The sequence below is a fragment of the Sphingomonas sp. Leaf20 genome, assembly GCF_001421535.1.
Classification (GTDB): Bacteria; Pseudomonadota; Alphaproteobacteria; order Sphingomonadales; family Sphingomonadaceae; genus Sphingomonas.
Map to the genome: position 1 here is coordinate 444,192 of NZ_LMKN01000009.1, position 16,868 is coordinate 461,059.

At 65.1% G+C, this 16,868-nt stretch carries 16 protein-coding genes; 12 read left to right on the forward strand and 4 right to left on the reverse strand.

Going from position 1 to position 16,868, the window contains the following annotated elements:
- The first annotated feature begins 127 nt into the window (after positions 1–127).
- The 4 genes from ASE72_RS15475 (at position 128) to rsmA (ending at position 5,720) form a co-directional block, all read left to right on the forward strand.
- On the forward strand, positions 128–2,392 hold the full coding sequence (locus ASE72_RS15475) for an LPS-assembly protein LptD (RefSeq protein WP_200916318.1): 2,265 nt from the start codon (positions 128–130) through the stop codon (positions 2,390–2,392).
- A gap of 196 nt (positions 2,393–2,588) precedes the next feature.
- Positions 2,589–3,860 carry a peptidylprolyl isomerase gene (locus ASE72_RS15480; RefSeq protein WP_235532387.1) on the forward strand — a complete coding sequence of 424 codons (1,272 nt, stop codon included), beginning with the start codon at positions 2,589–2,591 and terminating at the stop codon, positions 3,858–3,860.
- Between the two features lie 13 nt (positions 3,861–3,873).
- The gene (gene pdxA / locus ASE72_RS15485; RefSeq protein WP_156350533.1) at positions 3,874–4,875 is read left to right on the forward strand and encodes a 4-hydroxythreonine-4-phosphate dehydrogenase PdxA; all 1,002 of its coding nucleotides are present in this window, start codon (positions 3,874–3,876) and stop codon (positions 4,873–4,875) included.
- Positions 4,872–5,720: a 16S rRNA (adenine(1518)-N(6)/adenine(1519)-N(6))-dimethyltransferase RsmA gene (gene rsmA, locus ASE72_RS15490; RefSeq protein WP_056023317.1), complete on the forward strand. Its 849-nt coding sequence runs from the start codon at positions 4,872–4,874 to the stop codon at positions 5,718–5,720. The genes pdxA and rsmA overlap by 4 nt, the downstream gene beginning before the upstream one ends.
- Before the next feature lie 4 nt (positions 5,721–5,724).
- Here the strand turns inward: rsmA and ASE72_RS15495 are convergent, their stop codons facing one another.
- The 3 genes from ASE72_RS15495 to guaB form a co-directional block, all read right to left on the reverse strand.
- Complete coding sequence (locus tag ASE72_RS15495) at positions 5,725–6,225, reverse strand: tetratricopeptide repeat protein (RefSeq protein ID WP_156350535.1); 501 nt, start codon at positions 6,223–6,225, stop codon at positions 5,725–5,727.
- A 49-nt stretch (positions 6,226–6,274) separates the two neighbouring features.
- A complete protein-coding gene (locus ASE72_RS15500) occupies positions 6,275–7,462 on the reverse strand; it encodes an RsmB/NOP family class I SAM-dependent RNA methyltransferase (RefSeq protein ID WP_056023324.1) in 1,188 nt (395 codons plus the stop codon).
- A 117-nt stretch (positions 7,463–7,579) separates the two neighbouring features.
- The gene (guaB, locus tag ASE72_RS15505) at positions 7,580–9,037 is read right to left on the reverse strand and encodes an IMP dehydrogenase (protein WP_056023327.1); all 1,458 of its coding nucleotides are present in this window, start codon (positions 9,035–9,037) and stop codon (positions 7,580–7,582) included.
- 119 nt (positions 9,038–9,156) lie between these two features.
- Between guaB and ASE72_RS15510 the strand changes: the two genes are divergently transcribed.
- Positions 9,157–10,143, forward strand: coding sequence for an SPFH domain-containing protein (locus ASE72_RS15510; protein WP_056023329.1), 987 nt, complete (start codon positions 9,157–9,159; stop codon positions 10,141–10,143).
- Positions 10,144–10,148: 5 nt separating this feature from the next.
- Positions 10,149–10,580, forward strand: a complete 432-nt coding sequence (locus tag ASE72_RS15515) for an NfeD family protein (RefSeq protein WP_235532388.1) — start codon at positions 10,149–10,151, stop codon at positions 10,578–10,580.
- Between the two features lie 82 nt (positions 10,581–10,662).
- Here the strand turns inward: ASE72_RS15515 and ASE72_RS15520 are convergent, their stop codons facing one another.
- Positions 10,663–12,264, reverse strand: coding sequence for a phosphoenolpyruvate carboxykinase (locus ASE72_RS15520; RefSeq protein ID WP_443024783.1), 1,602 nt, complete (start codon positions 12,262–12,264; stop codon positions 10,663–10,665).
- A 245-nt stretch (positions 12,265–12,509) separates the two neighbouring features.
- Between ASE72_RS15520 and ASE72_RS15525 the strand changes: the two genes are divergently transcribed.
- Genes ASE72_RS15525 through ASE72_RS15550 form a run of 6 tightly spaced genes read left to right on the forward strand, consistent with a single transcriptional unit; the run spans position 12,510 to position 16,856 of the window.
- Positions 12,510–13,217, forward strand: coding sequence for a response regulator transcription factor (locus tag ASE72_RS15525; RefSeq protein WP_056023338.1), 708 nt, complete (start codon positions 12,510–12,512; stop codon positions 13,215–13,217).
- A 1-nt stretch (position 13,218) separates the two neighbouring features.
- Positions 13,219–14,802 (forward strand): sensor histidine kinase, encoded by a 1,584-nt coding sequence (locus tag ASE72_RS15530; RefSeq protein WP_056023340.1) that lies wholly within the window; start codon positions 13,219–13,221, stop codon positions 14,800–14,802.
- A gap of 12 nt (positions 14,803–14,814) precedes the next feature.
- Complete coding sequence (locus ASE72_RS15535; RefSeq protein WP_056023343.1) at positions 14,815–15,246, forward strand: HPr kinase/phosphorylase; 432 nt, start codon at positions 14,815–14,817, stop codon at positions 15,244–15,246.
- Positions 15,243–16,163 (forward strand): RNase adapter RapZ, encoded by a 921-nt coding sequence (rapZ, locus tag ASE72_RS15540; RefSeq protein ID WP_056023345.1) that lies wholly within the window; start codon positions 15,243–15,245, stop codon positions 16,161–16,163. The genes ASE72_RS15535 and rapZ overlap by 4 nt, the downstream gene beginning before the upstream one ends.
- A 16-nt stretch (positions 16,164–16,179) precedes the next feature.
- Complete coding sequence (locus ASE72_RS15545; protein WP_056023348.1) at positions 16,180–16,587, forward strand: PTS sugar transporter subunit IIA; 408 nt, start codon at positions 16,180–16,182, stop codon at positions 16,585–16,587.
- Positions 16,584–16,856, forward strand: a complete 273-nt coding sequence (locus tag ASE72_RS15550; protein WP_056023351.1) for an HPr family phosphocarrier protein — start codon at positions 16,584–16,586, stop codon at positions 16,854–16,856. The genes ASE72_RS15545 and ASE72_RS15550 overlap by 4 nt, the downstream gene beginning before the upstream one ends.
- The last annotated feature ends 12 nt before the right edge of the window (positions 16,857–16,868 follow it).

A 16,868-nucleotide genomic window follows, 5' to 3' on the forward strand; every position in this document is an offset into this window, starting at 1 on the left:
GGCGATGACAGCCTCCTAGGCTCATGACGCGGGTCTGGCAAAGCACGACGATTGCAGCAAAGGCCCGGTGGTGCGATAGGCGGCCTTCGACGGGCACGAACGGTGGCCCGAATGCCAAAAGGGGCTGATGTTCATCGTGCTGCGTATCGACCTTTTGGCGGGTTGCGCCCTGTCGCTCGCATTGCTGGCGGCGTCGCCTACCCATGCGCAGGATCTGCAGGACCGCCCGGTCACACCCCCTGCGCCCGAAGCACCGGCGGCGGGCGCGCCGACGGTGCCGGACGCGGACCAGGTCCAGTTCAGCTCGGAGACGCTCGAATATGACACGAACACCGATGTCGTGACCGCCAAGGGTGCGGTTCGCATGTTTCGCGAGGGAAGCCGCCTGCGCGCGGACACGGTCGTCTGGAACCGCAAGACGGGCAAGGTGCTCGCGACCGGCGATATCGCGGTGACCAACCCGCAGGGCGACATCGCCTATGGCGACCAGATCGAGCTCACCGATTCGCTCAAGGACGGCGTCGTCGACAATATGCTCGTGGTGCTCGAGCAGGGCGGACGAATGGCGGCAGCGCAGGGTACGCGCGAAGCGGACGGAACGCTCAACCTTCGCAGCGCCGCCTATACGCCGTGCTCGGTCACCAATTCGGAAGGATGCCCGAAGGACCCGACGTGGAAGATCACGGCCGTACGCGTGACCTATCGTCCGCAGCGAGAGCGTATCTATTTCGACGGCGGACGACTCCACCTCTTCGGGCTTCCCTCGCTCCCGCTGCCCAAATTCTCCACGCCCGTGGGCGGCGGCAGCGACAGCGGTCTTTTGTCGCCGACCGCGAGTTACAGCCGGGTCAACGGGCTCGAGCTCGGTGTTCCCTATTATTTCAAGCTGGGGCCAAACAAGGGCCTCGTGATCACGCCTCGCGTCTATTCGAGCGTCCTGCCGATGGTGCAGGCCGATTATTCGCAGCTGGGGACGAAGGGGGCGTTCAGGGTCAACGCCTATGCCACGGCCAGCCGGCGCAGCGACGACCTGCTGAACAGCAACCCCGCCGACACGGAGATGGCTTTTCGCGGCTATCTCGACGGCATCGCGCGATACCAGTTCTCGCCGCAATGGAGTGCCAGCGCATCGCTGCGTGTGACGACCGATCGCACGTTCCTGCGACGCTACGACATTTCCCGCGATGATCGGCTCCGTTCGACCGCCAGTATTCAGCGGGTCGACGATTCGAGCTACCTGTCGCTGACCGCCTGGGCTGCACAGACGCTGCGGGTCAACGATCCGCAAGGCCAGCAACCGATCGCGCTGCCGGAAATCGACTATCGCAAGCGGTTCGACGACGGCGTGCTCGGAGGCCGGTTCCAGCTGCAGCTGAACACGCTCGCGCTGACGCGAACGGATGGGCAGGACACGCAGCGCGCGTTCGCCAGCCTCCAGTGGGACCTCCGTCGTCTGACGCGGTGGGGGCAGGAAGTCACCTTCACCGCCTTCGCACGCGGCGATGCCTACAATACCGACGATACGCTGCTGACGTCGGTCGCGAGCTATCGCGGGAACGAAGGCTTTACCGGCCGCGCGATCGGCGCGGTTGCCGTCGACGTGAAATGGCCGTTCATCGGGTCCTTCCTCGGCGGCACGCAGCGTCTCACGCCGCGGGTACAGGTCGTCGCGGCACCGAAGCTGGCCAATCTTTCTGTCCCCAATGAAGACAGTCGTGCGCTCGATCTGGATACGTCCAACCTGTTTTCGCTCAACCGGTTCGCCGGATATGACCGGTTCGAGGATTCGACCCGTGTCACCTATGGCGCCGACTGGGCGATCGATCTGCCGGGGATCGCGATCGAGACGAACATCGGCCAGAGCTACCGCCTCGACACGCGACCGACCATCCTCCCCGACGGCACGGGACTCAGCGACCGGTTCTCGGATGTCGTCGGTCGCACGGAGGTCCGCTTCCGCGACTTCGTCTCGGTGACTCACCGGTTCCGCCTCGACAAGGACGGCTTCGCGGTCCGCCGCAACGAAATCGACGCCACGCTCGGCTCGCGCGCAACCTACATTCTTGTCGGGTATCTCCGGCTCAACCGCGACATCACGCCGGCGATCGAGGATCTCCAGGATCGCGAAGAGGCGCGCGTCGCAGGGCGTGTCCAGTTCGCCAAATTCTGGTCGGCGTTCGGTTCGGCGGTCGTCGATCTCACGAACCGTGCGGAGGACCCCTTGTCGCAGTCGAGCGGCTTCGATCCGATCCGCCACCGGCTGGGTGTCCAATATGAGGACGATTGTCTGCGGCTCGGTGCAACGTGGCGACGCTATTACAACAACACCGGGGATGCGCGCAGGGGCAACAGTTTCCTGCTGACGCTGGCCTTCACTAATCTGGGCCGCTAAGCCCCTATTCAGCTACTGCACGGCAAGACGCGCGTTGCGTGCGATGATTACGCGATGATGGGATACCGATATCTTGAAGCATGATGTTCGACTGGCAACGCGTGGAAGCCGGGTAATCGGGGCAGTGGTCTTGGCGGCCCTGGCGGCTGGCGCCGTAGCGCAAACCGCGCCACCGGCGGCCAACTCGGGCCGCACCGTGTCCGATCAGAGCATACCGGACAATACCGGGCTCGACATTCCGGCTAACCTCCAGATCTTCGGCAAGGTCGATCCAAACGTTCGAAAGCCGACGGCGATCGTCAACGATTCGGTCATCACCGGCACCGACGTCGACCAGCGTGTCGCGCTGATCGCGATGGCAAACGAAGGTGCGAAGCTGTCGCCCGAAGACCGCGACCGGCTGAAGCTCCAGGTCCTGCGCCAGCTGATCGACGAGACGCTGCAGCTTCAGGAAGCGAAGACGGCCGACATCACGATCTCGCCCGCCGAACTTACCCAGAGCTATGACGCGGTATCGAAGCGCTTCAACCGCACCCCCGTGGCGATGACCGCCTATCTGCGCGAAACGGGGTCGTCGGATCGTTCGCTCAAGCGGCAGATCGAGGGTGAACTGGCTTGGCAGCGCTATCTGCGCAAGCGCGTGGAGCCGTTCGTCAATGTCGGCGACGAGGAGGTCAAGGGCATCATCGACCGCCTCGAGGCAGCCAAGGGCACCGACGAGTTCAACCTCAAGGAGATCTACCTTGCGGGCAATGCGACCAACGGCCAGCAGGTCTATGCCAACGCCCGCCAGCTGATCCAGGATATCCAGAAGGGCGGCAAGCCGTTCGATTATTATGCGACGCAGTTCTCGGAAGCGTCGACGCGTGCAGTCGGCGGTGACCTTGGCTGGGTGCGCGCCGCAACGCTGCCGCCGCAGCTCGCCGAGGCGGCACAGTCGATGCAGGTCGGTCAGGTCGCCGGGCCGATCGAAGTCTCGGGCGGCTATTCGATTCTCTATCTGACCGACAAGCGGCAGGTGCTCACGGCGGATCCGCGCGACGCACGGCTCAGCCTCAAGCAGCTCACGCTGCGTTTTCCGGCGAACACGACGCAGGCACAGGCCGCGGTGCGCGCCGAGGCGTTCGCGCAGGCTACGAGGGATCTTCGGGGCTGCGGGACCGTCGAGAAGGTCGCTGCCGGGATCGGCGCCGACGTGGTCGACAATGACACCGTGCGTATCCGTGATCTCCCGCCGCAGCTGCAGGAAGTCATGCTGAAGCTTCAGGTCGGCGAGTCGAGTCCGCCATTCGGCTCCGCCGAACAGGGTGTCCGCGCGCTCGTGCTGTGTGGTCGCGACGATCCGCAATCGGGCGCGCTGCCAAGCTCGGCCCAGATCCAGGGTCAGCTCGAGCAGCAGCGCGTCAACCTGCGTGCGCAACAGAAGCTGCGCGATCTCCGTCGCGACGCGGTGGTCGAATATCGCTGATCGAACGATGAGCATGCGCAATCCCTTGGCGGTATCGATGGGCGACCCGGCCGGAATCGGACCTGAGATCATCGCCAAGGCGTGGGCTAAGCGTGAAGCCCATGATCTGCCGCCGTTCGTGGCGATCGGTGACGCCCGAGCGATCGAGCGGGTGTGGAACGGTCCGCTCGTCCGCGTTACAAGCCTCGACGAAGGCAGCGCTGCCTTTGCGACGGGCGTTCCCGTGCTGAGCGTCGAGGACGCGGGCGATGTCGTGCCGGGCGTGCCGGACACCGATGGGGCCCGATGCGCGCTCCATTCGCTCGAACTCGCCGTAGGACTCGTCCGGACCGGCGCAGCCCGCGCGCTGGTGACCGGGCCAGTGTCGAAGGCGCGTCTCTATGCGATCGGTTTCAGCCATCCGGGTCAGACCGAATTCGTCGCCGAACGGTTTGGCATTGCCGGTGAGAATGCCGTGATGATGCTCGCCGGTCCGTCGCTTCGGGTCGTACCCATCACCACGCACGTCCCCCTCAACGCGGTCTCGTCCATGTTGACCATCGATCTCATCCTCGCGCGCGCGCGTGCAACCGCGCGGGGGCTGACCCGCAATTTCGGTATCGAAGCCCCTCGGCTGGCGTTTGCAGGGTTCAATCCGCACGCCGGCGAACAGGGCGCGCTGGGTCGCGAGGAGATCGACGTCATCGAACCGGCCATCGCGATCCTCCAGGCCGAGGGCATCGATGCGACGGGTCCTTTTGCGGCAGATACGTTGTTCCATCCGCGTGCCCGTGCGACCTATGATGCGGCGCTCTGCTGTTACCATGACCAGGCGCTGGTTCCGCTCAAGACCATCCATTTCGATGAGGGTGTGAACATCACGCTCGGCCTCCCGATCGTCCGGACCTCGCCCGATCACGGCACCGCTTTTTCCATCGCGGGCAAGGATATGGCCGAGCCCGGTGCGATGATCGCTGCGATTGCAATGGCCGGCCAGGCGGCGGACCGTCGTGCACGGTCCGCGCTCGCGCAATGATCCAACCGACAATGCCGTTGCCGCCGCTCCGCGAAGTCATCGCGCGGCACGGCCTGAACGCAAGCAAGGCGCTTGGTCAGAACTTCCTGTTCGACGGGCAGCTGCTCGCGCGGATCGCCGCGGTTCCGGGGGATCTCCACGACAGGGAAGTTCTCGAGATCGGACCGGGCCCGGGTGGCCTCACGCGTGCGCTGCTCGCCGCAGGCGCGCGGGTTACCGCGATCGAACGCGACCATCGCTGCATCCCGGCGCTCGGCGAACTCGGCGATGCGTTCCCGGGGCGCCTGCGCGTGCTCGAAGGCGACGCACTGGCGATCGACGCCCCGTCGCTCTTCGAAGGCGCACCGCATATCGTCTCGAACCTGCCGTACAATGTTGGCACGGCGTTGCTCGTCGGGTGGCTATCGACGGATTGGATGCCGTGGTGGCAATCGCTGACGCTGATGTTCCAGAGGGAAGTCGCCGAGCGTATCGTCGCGACAACCGACAGCGACCATTACGGCAGGCTCGCCGTACTCGCGCAGTGGCGAAGCACCGCGCGTATTGCGATGCCCGTCCATCGCTCCGCCTTCACGCCGCCGCCGAAGGTCATGTCGGCGGTCGTTCATATCACCCCATCGCCCGCGCCGCAGGATGTCGATTTCAGCCTGCTAGAGCGGCTTACCGGCGCGGCGTTCGGGCAGCGGCGCAAGATGCTCCGGCAAAGCCTGAAGTCGGTACCGGGCGCGCTCGATGCGCTCGAACGGATCGGTATCGACGGAACGCGCCGCGCCGAGACACTCGCGGTGGTCGACTTCGTCGCGCTGGCCCGCGAGGCAGAATCAGCGGTCAGCGCCTCCCGCTGATCGGTCAGTCCTTGGCCGGCGCCGGCTTGGGAGCGACCTGCGCCGTCGTGATCGGCGGCCCCTTGGCGATCGTCGCGGCAAGCTGGCTTGCCTCGGGGCATGCGCCCTTGCAGATCGTCCTGATCTTGGCGAGGTTGTCGCGCGCACGAACGACCGCACCCTTCATGACCAAGGCGGTGCCCTGTCCGTTGAGCGCGACGACGTCGTTCGGCTCGAGCAGCAACGCCTCGCGGTAGAGACGGATCGCCTTTCCGGGAAGGTCGCGTGCCTCTGCGACCTTTGCCAGCTCGATGAACGCCGCACGATTGCGCGGATCGACCGCAACCGCTGTTTCCAGCATGTCGGTCGCACCGTCCAGATTGCCGGCCGCCTTCAGGCTGCGGCCCTGCGCCAGCAGCTGCATCGACCGGGGGTCGATCTGGTTGTCCGGGCGCTGCCCGCTGAGCGAGGTCGACACCGACACCACCGTTAGCGCGGCAGCAAAGGCAACGGTCGAAAAACGCATCAGGGTCTCCAGGCGGCGCACAGCGACATTGGCTAGCATTGCTAGGCGGCTAGCATGCGCGGATAAGCCGCGCGACAAAAAAGCCATCCGTCCCGTCTCGGCCGGGCTCGAGGCGGATACCGTGACCATGCTCCGCACCGGCGGGCAAGGTAAAGCGATCGACCTGCCAACCCGGCTGCGCGTTCAGGAACCAGCTGACCTGATCCGTGCCCTCCGCGTCCAGCAGCGAGCAGACAATATAGACGAGCGCGCCGCCCGGCTTGACCAGCGAGGATGCCGCCGAGAGAACCTGCTGCTGCGTCGATTGCAACCGCGACAGGCGGTCGGGGGTGAGCCGCCACCGGGCCTCCGGGTTGCGCCGCCACGTCCCGGTCCCCGAGCAGGGGGCGTCGACAAGCACGCCATCGGCCTGCCCGCTCCATTCGACCAGCGCATCCCGCTCGCGGCCGGGATTGAGCAGCATCGTGTCGATGATCGTCGCGCCCGCGCGGGTTGCGCGGGGGGCGAGCCTCGCCAACCGGTTGCGGTCGGTATCGCATGCCAGGATCACACCCTGATCGGCCATCGCCGCTGCCAGCGCGAGCGTCTTGCCGCCTGCCCCGGCGCAGAAGTCGACGATCCGCTGGCCAGGTTTTGCCTGCATCGCAAGACCGACGATCTGACTGCCTTCGTCCTGAACCTCGAGAGCGCCTCCGTTGAACAACGGGAGCAACTCGACATTGGTACCCAGCGGAAGCCGGATGCCATCCGGCGCCTTATCGGTCGCCTCCGCCTCGGGCAGCGCCGCCAGAACGGCTGCGCGGTCGGTTATAAGCCGGTTTACGCGAAGATCGAGCGTCGCGCGGCCGGCCAGGTCGGTCAGCGCGGCGCCATCAAGCCCTGACGCGCGCAACGCCTTGGTCAGCCATTGCGGGGCGACACCCGCTCGTGCCCGCGGCTCATCCTTTGCGATCGACGCCGGCGCATGCGTCGAGCCATCGAAGGTTTCCGCAACGGCGGGATCGGCATCGGCGACGAGCAGCATGGCGGACCGCCCGTCCTCGGGGCGATCGCCGGCCTTGCGGATGGCGGAATAGACGAGCTCGCGAACGGCCCGACGATCCTTCGACCCGGCATAGCGCCTGGTCGCGAAATACCGCGCGATCAGCGTGTCGGCGGCAGCGCCGCCTTCGCGCGCAGCGACGATGATCTGATCGAGCAGTTCGATCGCAGCCTGCGTTCGCGCCGGGGGGGTCATGCTGCTGACTCCTCAACAAGGAGGGATATCAGCGGCGATCGGTACAACAAGCTCATCATCATGCCCCCCCCTAGCCCCTCCCGGCGCCGGGAGGGGAATATTTTCGGGGGGCAGCGCTTAGCGGGTCGGGTAGTTCGGCGCCTCACGCGTGATCGTCACGTCATGGACATGGCTCTCCATCAGGCCCGCGCCCGTGATCTGGACGAATTCGGCGCGCGACTGAAGGTCGGGGATCGTTGCCGAGCCTGTGTAGCCCATTGCTGCCTTGATGCCGCCGACGAGCTGATGGATGACGTCCTTTGCCGGCCCCTTATAGGCGACTTGGCCCTCGATCCCCTCGGGAACGAGCTTCAGCTGATCCTTGATATCGCCCTGGAAATAGCGGTCCGCCGAGCCGCGGCCCATCGCGCCGACCGAGCCCATCCCGCGATAGGACTTATAAGCGCGCCCCTGATACAGGAACGTCTCGCCCGGTGCCTCGTCGGTCCCGGCCAGCAGCGAGCCGATCATGACGGTCGAGGCGCCCGCGGCGAGCGCCTTGGCCATATCGCCCGAGGTCCGGATCCCGCCATCGGCAATGACGGGGACGCCTGCCTTGTGACCCGCTTCGGCACAATCCATGACCGCAGTCAGCTGCGGCACGCCGACGCCTGCGACGACACGCGTCGTACAGATCGAACCGGGCCCGATCCCGACCTTGATGCCATCGGCACCGGCGTCGATGAGCGCGCGCGTTGCCGCAGCGGTCGCGACATTGCCCGCGACGACCTGGACGGAATTGGAGAGCTTCTTGACGCGCTCGACAGCGCGGCCGACGTCACGGTTATGCCCATGCGCGGTATCGATCACGATCAGATCGCAGCCCGCATCGACCAGCTGCTCGGTCCGGTCGTACCCCTTGTCGCCGACCGTCGTCGCGGCCGCGACGCGCAGCCGGCCTGCCTCGTCCTTCGTGGCATCGGGGAACATGACCGCCTTCTCGATATCCTTGACGGTGATCAGCCCGACACAGCGATACTGCGCATCGACGACCAGCAGCTTCTCGATCCGGCGCTGATGCAACAGGCGGCGGGCTTCTTCCTTGCCGACCTCGGTCGAAACCGTGGCGAGGTTTTCATGCGTCATCAATTCGCTGACGGGCTGCTGCGGGTTGCCGGCAAAGCGCACGTCGCGGTTGGTGAGGATACCGACGAGCTTGCCGTCCGCCTCGACAACGGGGATACCGCTGATGCGGTGCCCTGCCATCAACGCCTGGGCCTCGCCCAGCGTCGCAGTCGGCTTGATCGTGATCGGATTGACGACCATCCCCGACTCGAACCGCTTGACCTGCCGCACTGCCGCCACCTGCTGCTCGACGGTGAGGTTGCGGTGGAGCACGCCAATGCCGCCGAGCTGCGCCATGACGATCGCCATGTCCGCCTCGGTGACGGTGTCCATCGCCGAGGACAGGATCGGGATGTTCAGCGCGATGCCGCGCGTCAGCTGGGTACGCGTGTCCGCCTGGCTAGGCAGGACGTCCGACTCGCCCGGATACAGGAGGACGTCGTCGAAGGTGAGGCCGAGGCGGATATCCATGTAAGCTGCCGATCCTGGGTGTGAGGTGGCGCGCCATGTAACCAAAGCCGACGCGTACGGCTAGGCCTCTCGTCGGTCGACGTGCTATAGCGAAGCGATACACGGATGGGGGAGTTACCATGGGTCTTGTGATAGCCGCGCTCGCAGTGGCGCTGGTGCTTTTCTACCTGATGACCAGCATCAAGATCGTCCGTCAGGGATATCAGTACACGATCGAGCATTTCGGACGCTTCACCGCGGTCGCCCGGCCCGGCTTCAACTTCTACCCCGCGTTCTTTTACCGTGTTGGCCGCAAGGTCAACATGATGGAACAGGTCATCGACATCCCCGGTCAGGAGATCATCACAAAGGACAATGCGATGATCTCGACGGATGGCGTCGTGTTCTTCCAGGTGCTCGACTCCGCAAAGGCGGCGTACGAGGTGTCGGATCTGTACCAGGCGCTTCTTCAGCTCACGACGACCAATCTCCGGACGGTGATGGGGTCGATGGACCTCGACGAGACCCTGTCGAAGCGCGACGAGATCAATGCGCGCCTGCTCAGCGTCGTCGACCACGCGACGACCCCCTGGGGCGTCAAGATCACGCGCGTCGAGATCAAGGACATCCGACCGCCGGCCGACATCGTCAACGCCATGGGCCGGCAGATGAAGGCCGAACGAGAGAAGCGCGCCAACATCCTCGACGCCGAGGGCTCACGCGCTTCCGAAATCCTTCGTGCCGAGGGGCAGAAACAGGCGCGAATCCTCGAATCCGAAGGGCGCAAGGAATCGGCGTTTCGCGATGCGGAAGCACGCGAGCGCGCCGCCGAAGCCGAAGCCGCTGCCACCCGCGCCGTCTCGCACGCGATCGAGGAAGGCGGGGCGCAGGCGATCAACTATTTCATCGCGCAGAAATATGTCGAGGCCATCGGCAAGTTCGCAACATCGCCAAACGCCAAGACGATATTGTTCCCCGTCGAAGCGACGCAGCTGATGGGCACGCTGGGTGGGATCGGCGAACTCGCCAAGGACGCGCTGCGCGAAACGGTCAGTCCACCCCCAGCCAAACCGGCGCCGCGTGGTCCGTTTGAACTGTCGTCCTCAACCGAACCGCCCACGACCTGATGGGAATGATCGGTGCGGCTGGCGCGTGGCTGATTGCCGCGCTTGTGCTAGGGATCGCGGAGCTTGCCGCGCCCGGGATATTCCTCGTGTTCCTGGCAATCGCCGCAGCTGTGACCGGGGTTGCCCTTCTCGCGCTTCCGGAGTTGCCGATCGCCGTCCAGTTGGCGTCGTTCGCGGTCTGGAGCACCGCGACGGTCCTGATCGGCCGGCGCTGGTACCGCGACTATCCCGTCGCCGGTGCCGACCCGATGCTAAACGACCGGTCCGCCAGGATGGTAGGGCAGATCGTGATCGTCGAAACGGCGATCGTGGATGGACGCGGGCGGGTGTTGGTCGGCGATGGAAGCTGGCCGGCACGCGGGGACGACGCCGCGGCTGGGACACGTGTTCGGATTACGCGCGTCGCTGACGGCGTGGCGGACGTGACGCCGGTCTGACCCGACGCATACCCGTGGCGGGCGTGCAATATGAAGCACCCCCGCCCCGAAGCAGACGACCGGTCAGGACAGATCCTACGCGTTATACCGCTTCGCGAGTCTTGGGGGCGGCCTGCCGGACGCCCTCATCGACATGATCGGCGAACTGAGCGAAGTTCTCGACGAACAGGTCGACGAGTTTTGCCGCCGTCGCGTCGTAGGCATCCTTGTCCGCCCAGGTGGCGCGCGGGTCGAGGATCGCGTCGTCGACGCCCGGAACGCTGACCGGCACCTTGAACCCGAAGTTCGGATCGGTCCGGAACGTCGCGTCGTTCAGGCTACCGTCGAGCGCCGCGTTGAGCAATGCCCGCGTGGCCTTGATCGGCATCCGGTTGCCGACGCCATATTTGCCACCCGTCCAGCCGGTGTTGACCAGCCAGCAGTCGACGCCACCCTTTGCGATCCGCTCCTTGAGCAAATTGCCGTACACCGAAGGGTGGCGGGGCATGAACGGCGCGCCAAAGCACGTCGAGAATGTCGCATCGGGCTCGGTCACGCCGATCTCGGTTCCTGCCACGCGAGCCGTGTAGCCCGACAGGAAATGGTACATCGCTTGATCGGGCGTCAGCTTCGCGATTGGGGGCAGAACGCCGTAGGCGTCCGCGGTCAGCATCACGATGTTGCGCGGAACCGGGCCCATATTCTCATCCGACGCATTCGGGATGAAGTCGATCGGATAGGCACCGCGACTGTTTTCCGCGAGCGTGTGGTCGTCGAGATCGAGCAGGCGCGTCGTCGGGTCCATCACGACGTTCTCGAGCACGGTGCCGAACCGCTTCGTGGTCGCGAAGATCTCGGGCTCGGCATCCGCGGAGAGACGGATCATCTTCGCATAGCAGCCACCCTCGAAATTGAAGACGGCGGTATCCGACCAGCCATGCTCGTCATCGCCGATGAGGGTACGGCTCGCGTCGGCGGACAACGTCGTCTTGCCGGTACCCGACAGGCCGAAGAACACGGCGGTATCGCCATTCGGTCCCATGTTGGCCGAACAGTGCATCGGCATGACGCCGGTCGGCGGCAGCAGATAATTGAGCAGTCCGAACACCGACTTCTTCATCTCGCCGGCATATTTGGTGCCGCCGATCAGGATGAGCTTGTCGGTGAAGTTGACCGCGATCACGGTCTCGCTGCGGCAACCATGACGGGCCGGATCGGCGCGGAAGCTCGGCAGATCGACGATCGTATAATCGGCGACGAAGCCCTTGAGCGCGGCCTCTTCGGGGCGGACCAGCATCGTCCTGATGAAGAGGTTATGCCAAGCAAGCTCGGTGATCACGCGGACCTGGACGCGATGATCCGTCTGCGACCCACCGTACAGATCCTGGACGAACAGCTCCTTGCGATCGGCGAGCGCTTTGAAGAAGTCGGCCTTGAGCGCCTCGAAATGCGCCGGCTCCATCGCCTTGTTGCTCTTGCCCCACCACACGGTGCTTTCCGTCTCGGCATCGCGGACGATGAACTTGTCCTGCGCCGAGCGCCCCGTATGGGCACCCGTCGTCACCACGAGCGGTCCATCGGCGGACAATGTGCCCTCGCCACGCTCGAGCGCGGCCTCGACGAGCTGGGCGGTAACGAGGTTCCAGTGCAGCTTCGCCGGGGTCTCGATCCCCTGTTCTGCCAGCCCGCCATCGGGAATGCGCAAATCCGCCACGTCAACTCTCCATAAACTCTGCCGCATACGTATGTATGTGATTGAAAGTCGATGTATCCGGCGCCCCGGCACGGGTCAAACGGGGTAACCTACAATCTTACCATCGTCAGACATTTCATGACCCATATTGGCTCAAACGCGCGATGTTGTTGAGTGGCGCCCGACTTTGGCTTAGTCCGGTCCGCACGTGATGGATGCATGACGGATGCGAACGGCGATCGAATGACAGTTTTCCCATGACCGCGACGATCGCGTTGGTCGATGACGACCGGAACATCCTGACCTCGGTGTCGATCGCGCTGCAGACCGAGGGGTTCACGACGCGTATCTATTCCGACGGGGAAACGGCGCTGAAGGCGCTGACCGACAACCCGCCGGATCTCGCGATCTTCGATATCAAGATGCCGCGAATGGATGGGCTCGAGCTGCTCCGTCGGCTCCGCGAGAAGAGCCAGATCCCCGTCATCTTCCTGACCAGCAAGGACGACGAGCTCGACGAGGCGCTGGGCCTCGCGATGGGTGCCGACGACTATATCGCCAAGCCCTTTTCGCAACGCCTGCTGATCGCGCGTATCCGTGCGATCCTGCGGCGCACCGAACTGACGCAGTCCCCGGGATCGGAAACCGAAGCGGAGACGGCGGGCCCGCTCGATCGTGGTCGTCTGAACATGGATCCGGCGCGTCACCGGACGATGTGGAACGGGCTTCCCGTTACGCTCACCGTGACCGAGTTCATGATCCTCGAAACACTCGCGCAGCGGCCGGGGATCGTGAAGACACGCAACCAGCTGATGGATGCCGCCTATCAGGACGACATCTACGTCGATGACCGGACAATCGACAGCCATATCAAACGCCTTCGCCGCAAGTTCCGACAGGTCGACCCGGAATTCGATGCGATCGAGACGCTCTATGGCGCCGGATACAGATTTTCAGACGATTAGCATGCCCGCCCCCGATCTGCATGACATCGACGATCTGCGCGAAAGTGAAGATGGCCGGGATCTGACGCTGCGCTGGTCGGGCCAGATCTCGCTCACCCGGCGGATATTGGCGGTCAACATCTTTGCGCTGCTGCTGTTGGCCGGCGGGTTCTTCTACCTTGATTCCTATCGCAGCCGGATCCTCGACAGCCGCGTGGCGCAAGCCGGTCGCGAGGCACGACTGATCGGCGAGGCGCTCGCCGCGGTCGCGCCCGCCTTGCGTGACCCGCTGATCGTCCGGCTCGGCAATGATACCGGCTCGCGCATCCGACTCTACGACGCTGCCGGAAAGCCGATCGTGGACAGCCGCTTGCTCGGACTGCGCAATTTCGTGCTCCAGGATCCCGACAAGGAGGATTGGGGTCAGGACGTCGCGCGTTTTCTCGACGCGGTGATCGATATCGTCGTGATGGCACCGCGAGCGCCGCTCTACCGAGAACGTGGCGCCGGCCAATCCTGGCCCGACGTCGATCGAGCACGCCAGCACCAGCGCATTTCGGCGACCGTGTGGCGTGCGCCGGACCGTACCCCCGTCATCACGGCATCCGCACCGCTGCCTCGCGGCGGCGTCGTCATGACGACGGTGAACGCCCGGGACATCACGCGGACCGTCCGGATCGAGCGCTTCCGCCTGAGCATGGTTCTGCTGCTCGTCTCGATCGTCTCGGTGCTGCTGTCGTTGTTCCTGGCACGGACGATCGTCCGGCCCTTGCGGCGGCTGGCGCGCGCCGCGGTGCGGGTCAGGCTGGGGCGAGCGCGCGAAGTCGTCGTGCCGCGACTCCCCTCTCGGCGCGACGAGCTCGGCATGCTGGCGCGCGCGCTGTCCGACATGAGCCTCGCGCTCCGGGCAAGGATCGATGCGACCGAGGCGTTTGCCGCTGACGTCACGCACGAGATGAAGAACCCGCTCGCTTCGCTGCGGTCTGCCGTCGAGGGACTCTCGCGCGTGCGCGACCCGGCGTTGCAGGAACAGCTGATGGCGATCGTCCGCGATGACGTCCACCGGCTCGACCGGCTGATCTCGGACATCTCGGACGCCTCGCGTCTGGACGCGCAACTGAGCCGGGCAAAGTTCGAGCCGGTCGACATGGCGACGCTGATCGATGGCCTGCTCGCACAGCGCACCGCACGGGGCGTCGAGCGGGATATCCGCATCCGTTTCGACCGCGGCACGGACGGCCCGTTTGTCATCCTCGGCGAGGGCGCGCGGCTCGAACGCGTCATCGAGAACGTGATCGACAATGCCGTGTCCTTCTCACCCGATGGCGGGCTGATCACCGTGTCGACGGTTCGGGGGGCGCAGCATCTCGTGATCCGGATCGAGGACGAGGGACCGGGCGTACCGGAGGACGCGCGGGACGCGATCTTCCGTCGCTTTCATTCCGTCCGCCCCGAATCGGAGACCTTCGGCCGACATTCGGGACTGGGTCTGGCCATCGCCCGGACGATCGTCGAAGGCCATCAGGGCGCGATTACCGTCGAATCGCGGGAAGATCGCCTTGGTGGCGCACGCTTCGTCATCCGCATTCCGCTGAATGATAGTTGAGGAGCCTGCGCGATGGTCGAACTGTCATCGGATCGGCTGCATGCGACGGCGGTCGCGATCGGCGGCGTTGCCGTGCTGATCGAGGGGCCGTCGGGGTCGGGCAAGTCCGATCTGGCGCTGCGGCTGATCGACCGTGGCGCGGTGCTCATTAGCGACGACCAGACGCTGCTCATCCGCGCCGGTTCGCGGTTGCTGGCACGCCCGCCGCAGACGATCGCTGGCAAGCTGGAGATCCGCGGCGTCGGCATCCTGTCTTTGCCGCATGTCGCCGACATACCCGTTGCGATGCTCGTCAGGTTGCAGGACCAGGTTCAGCGCATGCCCGATCGGAGAATCCGACGGATCGCCGGGATCGACGTACCCGAAGTGGCGATCGAGCCGTTCCATAGCTCTGCACCGATCAAGATCGAATTCGCCCTGCGCAACGGAGTTGCACTCGCTTGACGACTCACCACAAACCTATCCTGCTTCTGACCGGCATGTCCGGCGCGGGAAAGTCCACCGTGCTGAAGACGCTGGAGGACCTTGGCTGGGAAATCGTCGACAATCTGCCGTTGCTGTTGCTCGATCGATTGCTCGATACCCCGCCCCCGCACAACGCGCTCGACGACGGCAAGCAGCCTCTCGCGATCGGCATCGGCGCCCGCACGCGCGACTTCGATTCGCAGCGGATCATCAGTCGCATCCGCGATCTGCGTGACGAACATGGGCTGGAGATCAGCACGCTGTTTCTCGATTGTGCGAGCACCGAACTCGAGCGACGCTATTCCGAGACGCGGCGTCGCCATCCGCTTGCGCTGGATCGCCCCGCCGGTGACGGCATCGCGCGCGAACGCGAACTGCTGCGACCATTGCGCGACTGGGCAAACCGGCTGATCGACACGACGACACTGTCCGCCAACGAACTTGCACAACAGATTCGCGCGGAATTTGCGCGCGGTGAACGCGGTACGCCGACGCTGTCGATCCAGTCGTTCGGGTTCTCGCGGGGCCTGCCGCGCAACGCGGACATGGTGTTCGACATGCGTTTTCTGCGCAATCCGCATTGGGTCCACAGCCTGCGTCCGGGCACCGGACTGGACGGTAACGTCGCCGCCTATATCGCAACTGACCCCGCCTATGAGGCCGCCCTCTCGCGGATCGAGGACCTGCTGCTCCTGTTGCTCCCGCGCTACAAGGCGGAGGGCAAATCCTATGTCAGCGTCGCGATCGGATGTACCGGAGGGAGACATCGCTCGGTTCATGTCGCCGAACGGATCGCCGGACGGTTGCGCGTCGAGGGTTTTTCGCCCACGGTCATCCATCGCGACCTGGGGGCCGCGCCGCAGGACTCGCTCGAGGGACTACCGGTCGGCACATGAGTATGAAGCGTCTGATATGATCGGCCTAGTTTTGGTGACCCATGGGCGGCTCGCCGAGGAATTCGTCACCGCGATGATTCACGTCGTCGGTCCACAGGAACGTGTCGCGACAATCGCGATCGGGCCTGACGATGATATGGAGGAACGCCGCGCGGATATCGCCGCGGCGATCGCCGACGTCGATACGGGCCGCGGCGTCATCGTGCTGACCGACCTGTTCGGCGGCACGCCGTCCAATCTGGCAATCTCGCTGATGGAACGCGGCCGCGTCGAGGTAATCGCCGGGATGAACCTGCCGATGCTGATCCGGCTCGGGTCGGCGCGCAAGGCGATGACCGTGGTCGCCGCGGTCGCGGCCGCGCGCGAGGCGGGTCGCAAATATATCTCGGTTGCGTCCGAGGTTCTCGGCGAGGCCGCGGCGTGAGCGTCGCACGGACCGTCCTGATCACCAACCGCCGTGGCCTGCACGCCCGCGCCAGCGCGAAGTTCGTCACGCTCGCGTCGTCGCAGAGTTGCGACGTCCAGGTCGAGAAGGACGGATCGGGCAGCGTTACGGGCACGTCTATCATGGGGCTGATGATGCTCGGTGCCGCGATGGGCGACTCGATCACGATATCGGCGAACGGAGACGGCGCCGACGAAGCCGTCACCCGTCTCGCCGAACTGGTCGAGGCAAAGTTCGGCGAGGACTGATCCGCGGCGAAC

What these genes read in the sequence shown, in the direction of transcription:
- ASE72_RS15475 (WP_200916318.1), top strand. Translation starts at nt 128, where the DNA reads ATGTTCATCGTGCTGCGTATCGACCTTTTGGCGGGTTGCGCCCTGTCG.
- pdxA (WP_156350533.1), top strand. Translation starts at nt 3,874, where the DNA reads ATGCGCAATCCCTTGGCGGTATCGATGGGCGACCCGGCCGGAATCGGA.
- rsmA (WP_056023317.1), top strand. Translation starts at nt 4,872, where the DNA reads ATGATCCAACCGACAATGCCGTTGCCGCCGCTCCGCGAAGTCATCGCG.
- ASE72_RS15495 (WP_156350535.1), bottom strand. Translation starts at nt 6,225, where the DNA reads ATGCGTTTTTCGACCGTTGCCTTTGCTGCCGCGCTAACGGTGGTGTCG.
- ASE72_RS15500 (WP_056023324.1), bottom strand. Translation starts at nt 7,462, where the DNA reads ATGACCCCCCCGGCGCGAACGCAGGCTGCGATCGAACTGCTCGATCAG.
- guaB (WP_056023327.1), bottom strand. Translation starts at nt 9,037, where the DNA reads ATGGATATCCGCCTCGGCCTCACCTTCGACGACGTCCTCCTGTATCCG.
- ASE72_RS15510 (WP_056023329.1), top strand. Translation starts at nt 9,157, where the DNA reads ATGGGTCTTGTGATAGCCGCGCTCGCAGTGGCGCTGGTGCTTTTCTAC.
- ASE72_RS15515 (WP_235532388.1), top strand. Translation starts at nt 10,149, where the DNA reads ATGATCGGTGCGGCTGGCGCGTGGCTGATTGCCGCGCTTGTGCTAGGG.
- ASE72_RS15525 (WP_056023338.1), top strand. Translation starts at nt 12,510, where the DNA reads ATGACCGCGACGATCGCGTTGGTCGATGACGACCGGAACATCCTGACC.
- ASE72_RS15530 (WP_056023340.1), top strand. Translation starts at nt 13,219, where the DNA reads ATGCCCGCCCCCGATCTGCATGACATCGACGATCTGCGCGAAAGTGAA.
- ASE72_RS15535 (WP_056023343.1), top strand. Translation starts at nt 14,815, where the DNA reads ATGGTCGAACTGTCATCGGATCGGCTGCATGCGACGGCGGTCGCGATC.
- ASE72_RS15545 (WP_056023348.1), top strand. Translation starts at nt 16,180, where the DNA reads ATGATCGGCCTAGTTTTGGTGACCCATGGGCGGCTCGCCGAGGAATTC.